Genomic DNA, 15,325 nt, shown 5'->3' with positions numbered 1-15,325 from the left:
TAACACCTTTCAGAAAAGCTGTGACAAGGTCTTGCGCTCAGATGGTTACACCCCCCGCCCCTTCCTCATCAGCACATCCAGCTGATCCACCACCTCCGCCCAATCGGCATCATCCAGAATCTCCTCCCGCAATAACTGAGCCTGGCTCTCGTTCCAGAAAAACGCATCGGCCAGATGCAATTCGGGCTTGAGCGGTGAGTGAGTGGCGATGAATTTATCGATGCTTTCGGCGTCGTCCGGCAGGCCGAGTTGCTTGAACAGCGAGGGGAGGTTGTGGGTTGGGGATTCCATGTCGGGCTCCTTTTTATGGCAAATGATGGGGTGACTGCTGCGCAGTCATTCGCGGGCAAGCCTCGCTCCTACAGGTGACAGCGTGATCCTGTAGGAGCGAGGCTTGCCCGCGAAGGCGATGTCACTGACTCCACAAAACTCATTGGCTCAATTCACGCACCTCGGCGTGCGGCACCATTTTCAGAAACTGCGGCATTTCCATGCGCAACAGATTGGTGTGGTTGCCGGCTTCCAGATAGATGTCTTTCTGCCGGGTCAGTAGCGGGTCGATGACCACGTCCAAGCCATAGGCTTCGCCCAGGGCGGGCACAGCGCCGCGTTCGCAATCATCGAACAGGTGCGGCAGGTTGCTTTCCCGGGAGATCTGCCATTCGCCGCTGCTGCGAACTTTGCTCAGGTCCAGATGACGGCTGGCGGGCAGCACAGCCATCAGGAAATGCCCATGTTGGTCGTCGAGGATAACTGACTTGGCCACCCGTTCGGCAGGAATGCCCGCGAGTCGCGCGGTTTCAAGGCTGCTGGCCGAGTGCGGGTGGGACACGATGTCATATTCGCAGTGCGCCTTGTCCAGGCTGCTCTGCAGGGTTCTTGCCATACGCATGATGCACCTCGGTGTCCGCAAACACTGTTTGGCGGACGATGGTTGACACTTTTCTTCGTACTGAAAGTCTAGGCCCGCTGGCGCATTCCGGAGTGAAATCCGCCCGCCGGGCCAAGGTCAACAACTGGTCAAAATTCGTACAACCCACAGCTCAGCTAGACTGTATAAAGAACCATCAATGACTCTCCCGGAGGGTCGCGTGAACATTCGTTGCTGTGCAGTTGCGCTGCTGTTGGCCTTGAGCGGATCGGTCTTCGCGTCGGACACCATTGTCTTGCTGGCCCCCAACCCCATGGGGATCTGGCTGATCACGCTCGGCATCGCCTTTTTGATCGCCGAGGCGGCGCTGCCCAATTACGGCGTGATCGGGCTCGGTGGCATTGTGATGTTCGTCATCGGCGCGGTGATTCTGACCAACACCGAGGTGCCGGTGCCGTTGATGATCGGCCTGGGACTGATCAGTGCGCTTTTGTTGATCTTCCTGCTGATCCGCGCCCTGAAAACCCGACCGCGGCACAACGTCAGTGGCGATGCCGGACTTGTGGGCAGCGTAACGCCGGTGATTTCGTTGAACGCCGACAACGCCTGTAACGGCTGGGTGCACCTGCAAGGCGAACAGTGGCAAGTGCTCAGCAGCACGCCGCTGCAACCGGGGCAAAAGGTCCGGGTGGTGGCACGCAAGGGATTACTGCTGAAAGTGGCCGCGGCTGACGCGGCGTCGAAGGGAGAATAGCCATGGGCCTGCAACTGGGTTTTGCCGCGCTGCTGTTACTGCTGATCGCGCTGGCGGGGTCGACCTTCCGCATCCTGCGCGAATACGAGCGCGGGGTGGTGTTCCAGCTCGGGCGCTTCTGGCAAGTCAAGGGGCCAGGCCTGATCCTGCTGATTCCGGTGGTCCAGCAAATGGTTCGCGTCGACCTGCGCACCGTGGTGCTCGACGTGCCGACACAAGACGTGATCACCCGCGACAACGTCTCGGTCAAGGTCAACGCCGTGCTGTATTTCCGCGTGCTCGACCCGCAGAAAGCCATCATCCAGGTCGAAGACTTCCTCATGGCCACCAGCCAACTGGCCCAAACCACGTTGCGGGCAGTGCTGGGTAAACATGAGCTCGATGAACTGCTGGCCGAACGGGAGCGGCTGAACATCGACATCCAGCAAGTGCTCGACGCCCAGACCGATGCCTGGGGTATCAAGGTGGCGAACGTCGAGATCAAGCATGTGGACCTCAACGAATCGATGGTCCGCGCCATCGCCAAACAGGCCGAAGCCGAGCGGGAACGCCGGGCCAAGGTGATTCACGCCGAAGGCGAATTGCAGGCCTCGGAAAAACTCATGCAAGCCGCCGAGATGTTGGGGCGTCAGCCGGGGGCCATGCAGTTGCGCTACATGCAGACGCTGAGCTCGATTGCCGGTGACAAGACAGCGACGATTGTCTTCCCGCTGCCGATCGAATTGCTCAAGGGGATGGCGGATTTGTCGTCCAAATCCTGACCTTCCGCGAAAACACCAACGTCTGGTAACTCCGTCGGAGATTTCCTTCAAGTTGTAGTGGTGTTGGTGAACTTGTTCCGGCCTGAACCCAGGTCTAGTCTGGGTTTGTCACTGAATAAACGGTGACACGGACGTGCAAGTCCGACGAAACTGTTTAGGTCGCAATTGCCATGGCTGATTGCTTTATGGCGGCTGCGCGCAGGAGATCCTCGGATCTGCTGGGTGTCCTAAACAGTCCCGGTCTTGCACACCTGCGCTCGGCCGCCACCCCATTCGCGTGCAAGCGAACGGTGACGGCTCCTACTTACTGTTTAGGATTTTTATATATGCACAAAATTACGCCGAATCCGCCAGGTAACCCTGGCACCGATTCCGACGATTCCCTCGAAGCCGAAAAACTCAAGGAAGCCGCAGACCGCGCCTTCGCCCACTACTTCCCCCCGACTGACGGAAAACCAGCCAAACGCCGCAAAGGCCATCTCTTCACCGTTTCCCCCGACATCGATACCGAAGCCCTGCTGGCCAATGCCTCCGAAGACCTGCTGTCCATCAGCGCCATTGCGGCCGATCTGGCGGACGATGTGGACGGGACGCGGCGTTCGGTTGCCTTGGCGCTCAGCCGCATGGCCGATGGCGTGCAGTTGCTCGTAGAGCGGGCGATGGATCATTGGGAGGCGATGCAGATTCAGCAGGCTCAGGCCAAGGTTTAGCCGGGTCGATTGGCGGTGAATTGACCGCCGCCATCGCGAGCAGGCTCGCTCCTACATTGGATCTGCGTCGTACACATAATTTGTGTTCACTGAAGATCAACTGTAGGAGTGAGCCTGCTCGCGATGGCGTCAGTGCTGTCAATGCATGACTTGGCAACCAGCGCCTCATAAGGCCCCCGCGCCCAACGCTCCACCCGCTCACGCAACAACGTCGAAGCCTCACGCCGCTTGTCATCACCGTCCCCCACAAACACCTCTGAAGGCTGTTTGGCATGCCGCCCCACCGCCGCAAACACCTGCTCCCTCTGCACGTCATCCAACCCGAAAAATCCAGCCAACCGCCCCACCATTGCGCCCGGCAACTCGCTGTAATTCACCGCCAACCCACCAAACGCCTGGCATTGCGCCAACCCCGATGCCAGCAACCGCCCCAACCGCCGCGCAATAAAATCCTCACGACTGTCGAACGGCCATTCGTCATCCAGCCCACTAGCCCCGATCATTCCCGGCACCATGTGCATGCCCGGGCGGCGTATATGGGAAACAGCGATTTCCAGCGGATCGCGGTACACAAACAACCAGGGCGTGTCGGGAAAGCACTCGCGCAGCAGGGGCAATTCGGTGATGTTCCAGGCATCGAGTTTGATCACCAGCCGCTGCTCCGTACCAAGCCGACGCTGACCATAGGCGGACAACAACCCTTTGATCGCGGCACACCGTTCGACGACTGGCAAACCACTGCGCAACAACGCATCCAGCGGCGGCGGTTCGCTGATGACGATGTGGTTGGTGAGTTGCGCGAGCATCTGACTGATCAGAGTCGAGCCGCATCGCGAAGCGTGAAAAATGAATGCACTCGGCGCCAACCCGGGACTCTGCGCCTGCCAGTCGCCGAGAACAGCCAACGGCGTCTGCCGACGAAACGCCTGATTGAACGGTAACCTCAGCGCAGCTTCCACGGCATCGCGAAAAAACGGCTGATGCAACGGCGTGTCCCCGAACCAGCACCAATCGACCTGCCACTCGCCAGCCGGCTGCCAGATCCGAATCGGCAACCAGCCTTCGAGATTCAGGCGCTCCATTGTTCATTCCATCGGCGGCGACCGCTGCGCATCGCGGCACGCAGTTCTTCCCGAGAAAATTCCAGGCCTCGCTCCGCCGCCAGCTCCAAGGTGCGGGTGATAAACACCTCGGTGTCCGGCAAGCCCTGCAAGGTCTTCGAAAGCTGCAAATCACTGTCCACCAGACGCTGGAATTGCAGCAAGGCGCCGTCACCCGAACCCGGCTGCGGCGTGGTCGATACACCGTCGACAATCGCCTGCTCCAGCCAGTCACCCGGCCGGCAATCGAGCACCAAATGAACCCGCGCCTGAGTATCCCGATTGTCCACACGGTGCGGTCGCGACAGGTCGAGAAACCAGCACTCGCCCGCCGTCATCGGCATGCGCTGACCGTCCAGCATGAAGTCCACTTTCGGCGGGCTGAGCAGCGGAATGTGCAGACGCAGATCGGCGGCTGGTCCGCCAAGATCGTAGTCACGATGCTCATGAATCTGTCCGCCCGGCCCAAGTCGCAACAGGCGTGCGCTGACGATTTCCAGCGGCAGATCCCGCAAGCCCTGCTGCCATCGCGGATCCCGCAACCACGGCGCACGCAACAGCGGTTCGCCACGCCCCGGGGACAGTTCCGTCAGGGCATCCGCCGCCGACACCAGCGCCACACCACTCCAGTCCCCGGCGTAGTAATCGCTGTTGAAATGCGCATGCCACGCGTCCTCGCCAATCGCCGCCAGCGCCTGCAACAACAGCGGTAAATCCACCGCCACCGGCAAGCGGGAAAATACCGGTCTGCTCATCGTTTCGGCAGCACCGCACACTCGCCGAGCCAGGTCAGCAAGCGGTCGAGGCAGGCTTCGACCGACTGCACGCCGGTGTCGAGCACCAGGGAGGCGGACGGCGGCGGTTCATAGGGCGCGGAAATCCCGGTAAACCCTGCCAAGTCACCACGACGCGCCCGCGCATAATGACCTTTGGGATCTCGCTGCTCGCACACCGCCAACGAAGCGCAGCACCAGACTTCGCGGTAATCCTCGCCCAGACGGCGAGCGAACACCTCACGCAACTCCACCAGCGGCGCGATCATCGCGAGGATGACGATCTGCCCGTTCTCCACCAACAGCGCCGCGAGTTCGCTGGCGCGGCGGATGTTCTCCAGACGATCGCTGTCGGAAAAGCCCAGGTCACGATTGAGCCCGACCCGCAAGCCGTCGCCATCGAGCACCACGCTCTGCACGCCGCGCTCGAACAACTCAGCGTGCAGGGCCTGGGCCAGCGTCGATTTACCCGCCGCCGGCAAACCGGTCAGCAGGATCGCGGTGCCGTGATGACCATTGCGGGTCTCCCGTTGTTCGCGATTGATGCTCGCGGTCGGCGCCAGCAGGTTATTGGACCGGAGCATGGGTCACCGGCACACTGATATTGCCCGACGCCCACGCCGCTTCGCGGTTGGCTAAGGCGGTGGCGATGGATTGGACTTCGGTGGATTGCACCTCGTCCGGCATCGGGTCGAGGCCGGCGCTGGCGAAGATCTGGCCGTAGGCGTTACGCAGATCGGCATAGGACAGGTCCCGGCGCAAATCCGCCTGCAACGTGTTCAGTTCACCCTGGATCAGGTCCAGTTCACCAAGTCCCGCCGCCTGATGACGGTTGCGCAATTGCCCCAGAATCTCCCCGTCGATGCTCGAGAGTTCCTGGTTGGTCTGGAACTGATTCAGCGCTTCCTGGTAGTTGGCGTTCGCCACATAGAGCTGGGCCAGCACCGCGATGGACATGGCCTGGCGCCGTGCCTTGGCGACCTCTTCGCCGGCCTTGGCCACGTTGATCGCGGCCGGTGCGGAAATCACGTTAAACAGGTTCCAGGTCAATTTCACCCCGTAGTCGGCCCACTTGTCGTTGACCAGAAACGAGTTGCTGTCGTAATGCCCACCTGCCGAAAACTCCAGCCCCGGCAACAGCCGCAGCATGGCTTTACGGGTTTCGGCAGTGCTGATGCGGGTCTGGTAATCCTGTTCGCGCAGCTCCGGACGGCTGGCCAGGGCTTCATGCTCCAGGCTGGCCATGCCGACCTTCAACTGCGGAATCGAGTAGTCGTCCGGGGTCGCCAATTTCAGATCGGTGCCCATCGGCAGGTTGATCAGAGTCGCCAGTTCGGTTTTGGCCAGGGACAGCGCCCGGCGTTGCTCTTGCAACTGGCGGGTCGCCTCGATCAGCGAACGCTGGTAACCCAGCGCCTGGATCGGATCGCCGATGCGTTGGGTGCTCATGCTTTGGCTGTTGCCGCGTGCCGTATCGACCCGCGCCATCAGGCTGTCGATCTGCGTGAGCAAACGTTCGGCGGCCACCGCTCGCCAATAGGCCGAGCGCACGTCCTGGACGATGGTGTTGATGACCTTGCGCCGACGTTCCTGAACAATCAGGCGCTGGTCGCCTTGTTGCTTGGCACTGATGTAGCTGACGCCGAAGTCGAGGACGTTCCACACCATGGTCAGGTCGGCCACTCGGCGGTCGCGGTCCTGGGAGGTCGACGGTTCCAAAGACTGGGTGCCGGTCAGTACGCTCTGGCTGCTGGAGGCGCCAACGTTGCTACGCCCGACGTAGCCTGCATCCAGGGCCATGCGCGGCAGCATGTCGAAACTGGCGAGGTCGAGTTGGCGCTTGGCCAATGCCTCTTCCATGATCTTGAGCCGGCCTTCAAGGTTGTACTTCACCGCTCGGGCCATGGCCTGGTGCAAGGTCAGCGGACCACTGAGCGGCTCCTGGCCGGTGTACATATTTTGCAGATCGCTCTTGGCGCGCTGTTCGCTGACGCTGCGTTCGATCGGTTCACTTTTGACGGCACATCCGCTTATCGCAAGCGCCAGCAGGCTGACGCACAACAACGAGTGACTTCTATTCATCCTTGACTGCCCCTGAGTGCTGCACTGATTTTATGGTTTTTTCAGGCCTGCATTTCGCTGATGCCGACCTGCTTCAACGCTGCGGCCAGGCTGTCGACCTGCCGTTGCTCGGTGTCTTTGAGTTGTTGCAATTGCTGGTTCAGCGTCAGCGCGCCAAACACGCCGCGCAGTCCTTGGGAAACATCCCCGCCCCTGATGGAATGACTGCCGAAAGAGTTCAGCTCGCCGCGTTCACTGCTGGTGTCCTGATTGAACAGACTCGACAACGTACTGGTGCTGAATACCCCGCCATCGCCCCCCCCAAAGCCAAGGAAACCGTGACCTGACCCATCGCCGCCACTGTCGCTGCTGCTGAATACCTGGGCGATGAAGCTGCGGGTCAGCGCGCCGCGGTTGATGAAAATGTCCCCCAGCGGCCGAATGCCGTTGCCGATCACCCGGTCTTCGAACAGCGGGGTAAAGGTCAGCGGCGAGCCCAGCGCACCCGTTGGCGCGGCGAAAATGATCGGTTGCAGCGGCGCGTTCGGTTGCTCAGCAACGGTTACGGGTTGCGAGACGGGGATCACCGGATCGACCGGCACCAACACACTTGGGGTCGATACGGTGTTGATCGCGAAGTTATTCGACTGGCTGGCGCCGCTGCCGGCATTGCCCGAACCGTCACTGACGCCCGCGATGTTCAGGCTGATCACGTTGCTGCCGTTGCTGACATTGCTGGTGGGCGTCAGCATCGCGGTCCAGGTTGTGCCGCCGTCGCTGCTGGACAGGTCGGACAACGTGCCGTTGGCCACATTGATGTCGGACAGATCGAAACCGCTCACTGCTTCGTTGAACGTGATCGTCACCAGCGACGTCTGTCCGACGCCAATGTTGGGGTTGGCGACCACGACGGTGACGGTCGGCCGTTCACCGTCGATGGCGTAATTGTTGGACACGGCGAAGCTGCTGCCGGTATTGCCTGCCAGGTCGGCGACATTGCTGGTGTCGAGGGCGATGAAGTTGCTCGGGTCGGACATATTCGCGGTGGGCGTGAAGGTCGCGGTCCAGGTTTTGCCGCCGTCACTGCTGGCCAGGTTGCTCAACTCGCCGTTGGTCACGCTCAAATCCGACAAGTCGAAGTCGTTGACCGCTTCGCTGAAGGTGAAGGTCACGAGCGTGGTCTGGCCAATGCCCAAATGCGAATTGGCGACCACGATGGTGGCGGTCGGGCGCGTTGCATCGAGGGCGTAGTTGTTGGAAATGGCAATCGCGGCACCGGCATTGCCTGCCGCGTCGGCCACGTTGTCGGTGTCGAGCAGGATCAGATTGGTGGTGTCGTTGATGTTCGCCGTCGGCGTCAGGGTCGCGGTCCAAGTCACGCCGCCGTCGCTGCTGGCCAGGTTGGACAGCACACCGTTGGCCACGCTGAGGTCCGACAAGTCGAAACCGGACACCGCTTCGCTGAAGGTGATGGTCACCGTGGTGGTCTCGCCGATACCGAGGCGATTGTCCGCGACCACGATGGTGGCGGTCGGCCGCGCCGTGTCGACGGCGTAATTATTGGAATCGGTCACGCCCACGCCGCTGTTGCCTGACGCATTGATCACACCGCTGTTGTCGAGGCTGATCAGGTTGCTGCTGTCCGTCACGTCGACCGTTGGCGTGAAGGTCGCCGTCCAGGTGACGCCGCCGTCGCTGGACGAGACATTGCTCAGCGTGCCGTTGGCGATGGTCAGGTCAGCGTTGCTGAAACCACTCACCGCTTCGCTGAAGGTGATGGTCACGCCTGAAGTGTCGCCGGCCTTGAGGGCGTTGTCGGCGATCACGATGGTCGCGGTCGGCACTTGAGTTTCCACCACGTAGTTGGCGGAGTTGGTGGTGCCCGTACCCGGCGTTACCGGCCTGGTCTGCGATGCCGGTGTTGTTCAGGGTGATGAGGTTGGTCGCATCGGTCACGCCGAGGGTCGGGGTGAAAGTCGCGGTCCAGGTGATCCCGCCATCGCTGCTGCTGACGGCGCTCAACGTGCCGTTGGCAATGCTCAGATCACTGTTGTCGAATCCGTTGACGGCCTCGGAGAAAGTGATGGTCACCAGCGCGGTTTCGCCCGGTTTCAGACTCGTATCACTCAAGACGATGGTGGCGGTCGGGCGCAGGCTGTCGATCACGTAGTTGTTGGAGTCGGTGGTGCCGCTGCCCGCGTTACCGGCCAGGTCGACGATGCCGGTGTTGTCCAGGGTGATCAGGTTAGTCGCATCGTTGACGCTGACGGTCGGCGTGAAGGTTGCCGTCCAGGTGATGCCGCCGTCGCTGCTGCTCACCGCACTCAATGTGCCGTTGGCGATTGTCAGGTCGGCATTGGAGAAACCGCTGACCGCCTCGCTGAACGTGATGGTGACCAGCGAGGTTTGGCCCAGCGCCAGCGTGGTGTCCGCCACCACGATGGTGGCCGTCGGGCGCACGGTGTCGATGGCGTAGTTGTTCGAATCGGTGGTGCCGCTGCCCACGTTGCCCGAGGCATTTTGCACACCGCTGTTGTCCAGGGTAATCAGGTTGGTGGCATCGGTGATGCTGGTGGTCGGCGTGAAAGTCGCCGTCCAGGTGATGCCGCCGTCGCTGCTGCTCACCGCGCTCAACGTGCCGTTGGTAATCGTCAGGTCAGCGTTGCTGAAACCGCTCACGGCTTCGCTGAAGGTGATGGTCACGAGGGATGTTTCGCCGATTCTCAGCGCATTGTCGGCGACCACGATAGTCGCCGTCGGCAGCACGGTGTCGATGGTGTAGTTGCCCGAGTTGGTGGTGCCGCTGCCGGTATTGCCGGCAAGGTCAGCCACGCCGGTATTGGCCAAGGTGATGACGTTGGTCAGGTCATTCACGCCGACGGTGGGCGTGAAGGTCGCGGTCCAGGTGATGCCACCGTCGCTGCTGCTCACGGCGGTTAACGTGCCGTTGGCAATCGTCAGGTCAGCGTTGGTGAAACCACTGACGGCCTCGGAGAAGGTGATGGTCACCAGCGAAGTTTCGCCGGCACTCAGGGTCGGGTCTGCCAGGACGATGGTCGCGGTAGGGCGGAGCGTATCGATGGCGTAATTGTTGGAATCGGTAGTGCCGCTGCCGGCGTTGCCCGCCAGATCCGCGATCCCGGTGTTGTCCAGGGTGATCAGGTTAGTCGTGTCATTGACGCTGGCACTCGGGGTGAAGGTCGCCGTCCAGGTGATGCCGCCGTCACTGCTGCTCACCGCGCTCAACGTGCCGTTGGCAAGGGTCAGGTCGGCGTTGGTGAAACCGCTGACCACCTCAGAGAAGGTGATGGTGACCAGCGAGGTCTCACCGATGCTCAATGCGGTGTCCGCCACCACGATGGTGGCCGTCGGGCGCACGGTGTCGATGGCGTAGTTGTTCGAATCGGTGGTGCCGCTGCCCACGTTGCCCGAGGCATTTTGCACACCGCTGTTGTCCAGGGTAATCAGGTTGGTGGCATCGGTGATGCTGGTGGTCGGCGTGAAAGTCGCCGTCCAGGTGATGCCGCCGTCGCTGCTGCTCACCGCGCTCAACGTGCCGTTGGCAATCGTCAGGTCGGCGTTGCTGAAACCGCTCACGGCTTCGCTGAAGGTGATGGTCACCAGGGAGGTTTCACCGATGTTCAGGGCGTTGTCGGCGACCACGATAGTCGCCGTCGGCAGCACGGTATCGATCGTGTAATTGCCGGAATTGGTGGTGCCGCTGCCGGTGTTACCGGCAAGGTCGGCCACGCCGGTATTGGCCAGGGTGATGACGTTGGTCAGGTCATTCACGCCGACGGTGGGCGTGAAGGTCGCGGTCCAGGTGATGCCACCGTCGCTGCTGCTCACAGCCGTCAACGTGCCATTGGCAATCGTCAGGTCGGCGTTGGTGAAGCCGCTGACGGCTTCGCTGAAGGTGATGGTCACCAGCGAGGTTTCGCCGGCACTCAGGGTCGGGTCTGCCAGGACGATGGTCGCGGTAGGGCGGAGCGTATCGATGGCGTAGTTGTTGGAATCGGTGGTGCCGCTGCCGGCGTTGCCCGCCAGATCCGCGATGCCGGTGTTGTTCAGGGTGACCAGGTTGGTCGTGTCGTTGATGCTGGCGCTCGGGGTAAAGGTCGCGGTCCAGGTGATGCCGCCATCGCTGCTGCTCACGGCCGTCAACGTGCCGTTGGCAATCGTCAGGTCGGCGTTGGTGAAGCCGCTGACCGCCTCAGAGAAGGTGATGGTGACCAGCGAGGTTTCGCCGATGCTCAGTGCAGTGTCCGCTACCACGATGGTGGCCGTCGGGCGCACGGTATCGATGGCGTAGTTGTTGGAGTTGGTGGTGCCGCTGCCGGCATTGCCCGAACCGTTTTGCACACCGCTGTTGTCCAGCGTGATCAGGTTGGTGGCATCGGTAATGGTGGTGGTCGGCGTGAAAGTCGCCGTCCAGGTGATCCCGCCATCGGCGCTGCTCACCGCGCTGAGCGTGCCGTTCGCGATGGTCAGGTCGGCGTTGCTGAAACCGGTCACTGCTTCGGAGAAGGTGATGGTCACCAGCGAGGTTTCGCCGATTCTCAGCGCATTGTCGGCGACCACGATAGTCGCCGTCGGCAGCACGGTATCGATCGTGTAATTGCCGGAATTGGTGGTGCCGCTGCCGGTGTTACCGGCAAGGTCGGCCACGCCGGTATTGGCCAGGGTGATGACGTTGGTCAGGTCATTCACGCCGACGGTGGGCGTGAAGGTCGCGGTCCAGGTGATGCCACCGTCGCTGCTGCTCACAGCCGTCAACGTGCCATTGGCAATCGTCAGGTCAGCGTTGGTGAAACCACTGACGGCCTCGGAGAAGGTGATGGTCACCAGCGAGGTTTCGCCCGCGGTCAGGGTGGTATCGGCCAGCACAATCGTGGCCGTCGGACGCACCGTGTCGATGGCGTAGTTATTGGAATCGGTAGTGCCGCTGCCGGCGTTGCCCGCCAGATCCGCGATGCCGGTGTTGTTCAGGGTGACCAGGTTGGTCGTGTCGTTGATGCTGGCGCTCGGGGTAAAGGTCGCGGTCCAGGTGATGCCGCCATCGCTGCTGCTCACGGCCGTCAACGTGCCGTTGGCAATCGTCAGGTCGGCGTTGGTGAAGCCGCTGACCGCCTCAGAGAAGGTGATGGTGACCAGCGAGGTCTCACCGATTCTCAATGCGGTGTCCGCCACCACGATGGTTGCCGTTGGCCGCACGGTGTCGATGGCGTAGTTGTTCGAATCGGTAGTGCCGCTGCCGGCGTTGCCCGCCAGGTCGCTGACCCCGGTGTTGTTCAGGGTGATCAGGTTGGTTGTGTCGTTGATGCTGGCGGTCGGCGTGAAGGTCGCCGTCCAGGTAATTCCGCCGTCGCTGCTGCTCACGGCCGTCAATGTGCCGTTGGCGATAGTCAGGTCGGCGTTGGTGAAACCGCTCACCGCCTCGGAGAAGGTGATGGTCACCAGCGAGGTCTCACCGATTCTCAATGCGGTGTCCGCCACCACGATGGTTGCCGTTGGACGCAATGTATCGATGGCGTAGTTGTTGGAATCGGTGGTGCCGCTGCCGGCGTTGCCCGCCAGGTCGCTGACCCCTGTGTTGTTCAGGGTGATCAGGTTGGTTGTGTCATTGACGCTGGCAGTCGGTGTGAAGGTCGCCGTCCAGGTGATGCCGCCATCGCTGCTGCTCACCGCGCTCAACGTGCCGTTGGCAATCGTCAGGTCGGCGTTGGTGAAACCGCTGACGGCTTCGCTGAAGGTGATGGTCACCAGCGACGTTTCGCCGATTTTCAGTGCCGTGTCGGCCACCACGATGGTCGCGGTCGGGCGCACGGTATCGATGGCGTAATTGTTCGAATCGGTGGTGCCGCTGCCGGCGTTGCCGACCAGATCGCTGACCCCGGTGTTATCGAGGGTGATCAGGTTGGTCGCGTCAGTGATGCTGGCGGTTGGCGTGAAGGTGCCCGTCCAGGTGATGCCGCCATCGCTGCTGCTCACGGCCGACAAGGTGCCGTTGGCAATCGTCAGGTCCGCGTTGGTGAAACCGCTGACGGCCTCGCTGAAGGTGAAGGTCACCAGCGACGTTTCGCCGACCTTCAGCGCGGTGTCGGTGAACACGATGCCGACGGTTGGGCGCAAGGTGTCGACCACGTAGTTATTGGAGTTCGTGGTACCGACGCCGGCCGTGCCCAGGCCGTTGTTCACCCCGGTGTTGTCCAGGGTGATGAGGTTGGTCGTATCGGAAATGCTCGCGGTCGGCGTGAAGGTGGCCGTCCAGGTGATGCCGCCATCGGCGCTGCTGACGGCGCTCAGGGTGCCATTTGCAATGGTCAGGTCGGCGTTGGTGAAACCGGTCACGGCCTCGGAAAAGGTGATCGTCACCAAGGACGTTTCGCCGATGCTCAGGGTGGTGTCAGCGACCACAATGGTTGCGGTCGGCGGCGGCGCATACGCGGTGTTGAGTACACCTCCGTCGTTGAAGATAGTCGCGACGGAGGTCGGCGAAGTGCCGGTTGTACCTCCACCCTGCGCGGTACCGCCTGCTCCACTGGCCGCGGCATTACCAGCCAGGGCCGCGAAGTTGGAGGCCGTGATCAGCAGCGTGCCTTTGTTCCAGATCGCGCCGACGCCCCGACCGCCGATGCCGCCATTGCTGGCATTGCTGCCTTGGCCACCGCCACCACCACCGCCACCACCGGCGCCGATGTTGTTGCTGATGGTCGAAGTGCCGATGATGGTAATGGTGCCGCTGCTGGCGTTGTAGATCCCGCCCGCCGCGTTGCCGCCAGCGCCACCGACTTTGTCCCAACCGGCGCCACCGCCACCGCCGCCAATGGAAATCGTGCCATTGGTGGCCGTCGAGCCGTTACCGCCGTTACTGTAATAGGACACGCCCAGCCCGCCCGCGCCGCCAGTATTGGTGCCACCGCGACCGCCCATGTGGGTCGCGTCATAACCGCCACCGTAGCCGCCGGCATTGGCGCTGCCAGCCTGGCCGCCCAACGTGCCGGTGCCCGGCCCGGCCGAGCCACCATGCCCACCGTTCTGACCGCCCAAACCGCCGCCACCACCACCGCCACCGCCGTAAAAAGCACCTGTGACACCGCCGCCGCCACCGCCGCCGGAAGCGGCATTGGAGGTCACGCTGACGTTGTTCAGGGTCAGGATGCCGGCGTTGAAAATCCCCCCGGCCATTGCCCCTGTGGCACCGTAGCCACCGTTGCCGCCCGTTCCCGCCACCAGGCCACGGGTAATCACTAGGCCATCAAGGGTCACGGTTCTGCCCGCGGCAATTTCAATCACCCGGGTCCGGTACTGACCGTCGAGAATTACGTCAGCCACGCCGTCGTTGTTCAAGTCGCCATCGACGGTGATGTTCTGGTTGATCAGCAGTTCGGACGTCAGCTGCACCGTCATGCTGGCGTTGAAGGTGACGATATCGCCGTTCTGCGCCGAGGCGATGGCGGCACGCAACGAGCCGATACCGGTGTTGCCGTTGTTGGTAGCAGTCCAGGTCGCCAGGCCCCACTGATACTCACTCATGGCCGTGGTCGACAGCACGTTGGCGCTTTCGATGTTGCCGGTGACAATTTCCAGGTCCCAGTCGCCGCCGATCCCGGTGCGGTTGCTGGAAGCGGCTACATCACGGCCGGTCAGCTGCGCGAGGGAATCGACAAAACTCAAGCCTCGCTCACCTTCGGCGGTGTAGCAGCCGTAGATCATGATGTCGCCGCCGGCATTCATGTCCTTGCCGATTTCCGCCAGCACCGCACTTCGGGCCGCGACGTTGTCGGCCGACAGATAGCTGTCGCCCAGCCACAGGTCGCCCGCGTTGCCGTGAGCAATGATTTGCACGGAACTGATGCCCTGATGGGTATCCAGATAATCGGCAATCTGTTGCAGACCGTCCCGGCTCGCGTCCAGCTGAACCACTTGAGTGCCAGGCGCCACGCCTTTGAGCAGGCTGTCGGCGTCCTTGACCCGGGAATCGACGAACACCACGCTCTGCCCCGGTACGGCAACGGGTGTTGAAGCCGGCGTGGCATCGGCCTGGCCGTGGGTGTCTTGGCTGGCGACCGGCTGATCATTCGCCGGCGCTTTCGCCGCGTCGGCCGTGGGATGGCTTTCAGGCTGGGCGGCATCCGCCACGGTGGCCGCGACCGCGCCGTCGAACAACATTCGCGGCTCCAGGGACATGATCATGGGCGAGGCCAGCGCCCGTGCACCTTCGGTAACCCGCGACTTGCCTTTGCTCCACCACATGCTGCTCACCCGGACTCGAACTTTCGTGACGCGAAAATG

The 15,325-nt window shown here is 62.1% G+C and carries 10 protein-coding genes and 1 pseudogene; 3 read left to right on the top strand and 8 right to left on the bottom strand.

Annotated elements, in window-relative coordinates:
• Positions 1–45 precede the first annotated feature (45 nt).
• Positions 46–291 carry a DUF2789 domain-containing protein gene (locus JIO00_RS00800; RefSeq protein ID WP_010464900.1) on the bottom strand — a complete coding sequence of 82 codons (246 nt, stop codon included), beginning with the start codon at positions 289–291 and terminating at the stop codon, positions 46–48.
• Between the two features lie 139 nt (positions 292–430).
• Positions 431–892 carry an aminoacyl-tRNA deacylase gene (locus tag JIO00_RS00795; protein WP_010464901.1) on the bottom strand — a complete coding sequence of 154 codons (462 nt, stop codon included), beginning with the start codon at positions 890–892 and terminating at the stop codon, positions 431–433.
• Between the two features lie 199 nt (positions 893–1,091).
• Between JIO00_RS00795 and JIO00_RS00790 the strand changes: the two genes are divergently transcribed.
• The 3 genes from JIO00_RS00790 to JIO00_RS00780 all read left to right on the top strand — a co-directional run bounded on the left by JIO00_RS00790 (position 1,092) and on the right by JIO00_RS00780 (position 3,096).
• Positions 1,092–1,625 carry an NfeD family protein gene (locus tag JIO00_RS00790; RefSeq protein WP_010464902.1) on the top strand — a complete coding sequence of 178 codons (534 nt, stop codon included), beginning with the start codon at positions 1,092–1,094 and terminating at the stop codon, positions 1,623–1,625.
• A 2-nt stretch (positions 1,626–1,627) separates the two neighbouring features.
• Positions 1,628–2,386, top strand: a complete 759-nt coding sequence (locus tag JIO00_RS00785; RefSeq protein WP_010464903.1) for a slipin family protein — start codon at positions 1,628–1,630, stop codon at positions 2,384–2,386.
• Between the two features lie 326 nt (positions 2,387–2,712).
• A complete protein-coding gene (locus JIO00_RS00780; protein ID WP_077747463.1) occupies positions 2,713–3,096 on the top strand; it encodes a DUF6124 family protein in 384 nt (127 codons plus the stop codon).
• An 86-nt stretch (positions 3,097–3,182) separates the two neighbouring features.
• Here JIO00_RS00780 and JIO00_RS00775 read toward each other — a convergent pair whose 3' ends face one another.
• The 6 genes and pseudogenes from JIO00_RS00775 to JIO00_RS00755 all read right to left on the bottom strand — a co-directional run bounded on the left by JIO00_RS00775 (position 3,183) and on the right by JIO00_RS00755 (position 15,286).
• Positions 3,183–4,178 (bottom strand): sulfotransferase family protein, encoded by a 996-nt coding sequence (locus tag JIO00_RS00775; RefSeq protein ID WP_200667407.1) that lies wholly within the window; start codon positions 4,176–4,178, stop codon positions 3,183–3,185.
• On the bottom strand, positions 4,166–4,951 hold the full coding sequence (locus JIO00_RS00770; protein ID WP_200667405.1) for an aspartyl/asparaginyl beta-hydroxylase domain-containing protein: 786 nt from the start codon (positions 4,949–4,951) through the stop codon (positions 4,166–4,168). The genes JIO00_RS00775 and JIO00_RS00770 overlap by 13 nt, the downstream gene beginning before the upstream one ends.
• Positions 4,948–5,553 (bottom strand): adenylyl-sulfate kinase, encoded by a 606-nt coding sequence (gene cysC / locus JIO00_RS00765; protein ID WP_200667403.1) that lies wholly within the window; start codon positions 5,551–5,553, stop codon positions 4,948–4,950. Before cysC ends, JIO00_RS00770 begins: the two co-directional genes overlap by 4 nt.
• Positions 5,537–7,051, bottom strand: a complete 1,515-nt coding sequence (locus tag JIO00_RS00760; RefSeq protein ID WP_042932453.1) for a TolC family protein — start codon at positions 7,049–7,051, stop codon at positions 5,537–5,539. The genes cysC and JIO00_RS00760 overlap by 17 nt, the downstream gene beginning before the upstream one ends.
• Positions 7,052–7,092: 41 nt before the next feature.
• Positions 7,093–8,874 (bottom strand): annotated as a pseudogene (locus JIO00_RS29685) (Ig-like domain-containing protein); the annotation flags it as partial.
• Positions 8,768–15,286, bottom strand: a complete 6,519-nt coding sequence (locus JIO00_RS00755) for an Ig-like domain-containing protein (RefSeq protein ID WP_234452920.1) — start codon at positions 15,284–15,286, stop codon at positions 8,768–8,770. The gene JIO00_RS00755 and the pseudogene JIO00_RS29685, both read right to left, overlap by 107 nt.
• Between the last annotated feature and the right edge of the window lie 39 nt (positions 15,287–15,325).

Source organism: Pseudomonas sp. SW-3, from assembly GCF_016615645.1.
Taxonomy (GTDB): Bacteria; Pseudomonadota; Gammaproteobacteria; order Pseudomonadales; family Pseudomonadaceae; genus Aquipseudomonas; species Aquipseudomonas mandelii.
Note: the sequence above shows the minus strand (reverse complement) of the source record. Positions and strands in the feature narration are given on the sequence as shown.

Coding starts and splice junctions, on each gene's coding strand:
- JIO00_RS00760 (WP_042932453.1), bottom strand. CDS start 7,051: ATGAATAGAAGTCACTCGTTGTTGTGCGTCAGCCTGCTGGCGCTTGCG.
- JIO00_RS00775 (WP_200667407.1), bottom strand. CDS start 4,178: ATGGAGCGCCTGAATCTCGAAGGCTGGTTGCCGATTCGGATCTGGCAG.
- JIO00_RS00770 (WP_200667405.1), bottom strand. CDS start 4,951: ATGAGCAGACCGGTATTTTCCCGCTTGCCGGTGGCGGTGGATTTACCG.
- cysC (WP_200667403.1), bottom strand. CDS start 5,553: ATGCTCCGGTCCAATAACCTGCTGGCGCCGACCGCGAGCATCAATCGC.
- JIO00_RS00780 (WP_077747463.1), top strand. CDS start 2,713: ATGCACAAAATTACGCCGAATCCGCCAGGTAACCCTGGCACCGATTCC.
- JIO00_RS00800 (WP_010464900.1), bottom strand. CDS start 291: ATGGAATCCCCAACCCACAACCTCCCCTCGCTGTTCAAGCAACTCGGC.
- JIO00_RS00795 (WP_010464901.1), bottom strand. CDS start 892: ATGCGTATGGCAAGAACCCTGCAGAGCAGCCTGGACAAGGCGCACTGC.
- JIO00_RS00755 (WP_234452920.1), bottom strand. CDS start 15,286: ATGTGGTGGAGCAAAGGCAAGTCGCGGGTTACCGAAGGTGCACGGGCG.
- JIO00_RS00785 (WP_010464903.1), top strand. CDS start 1,628: ATGGGCCTGCAACTGGGTTTTGCCGCGCTGCTGTTACTGCTGATCGCG.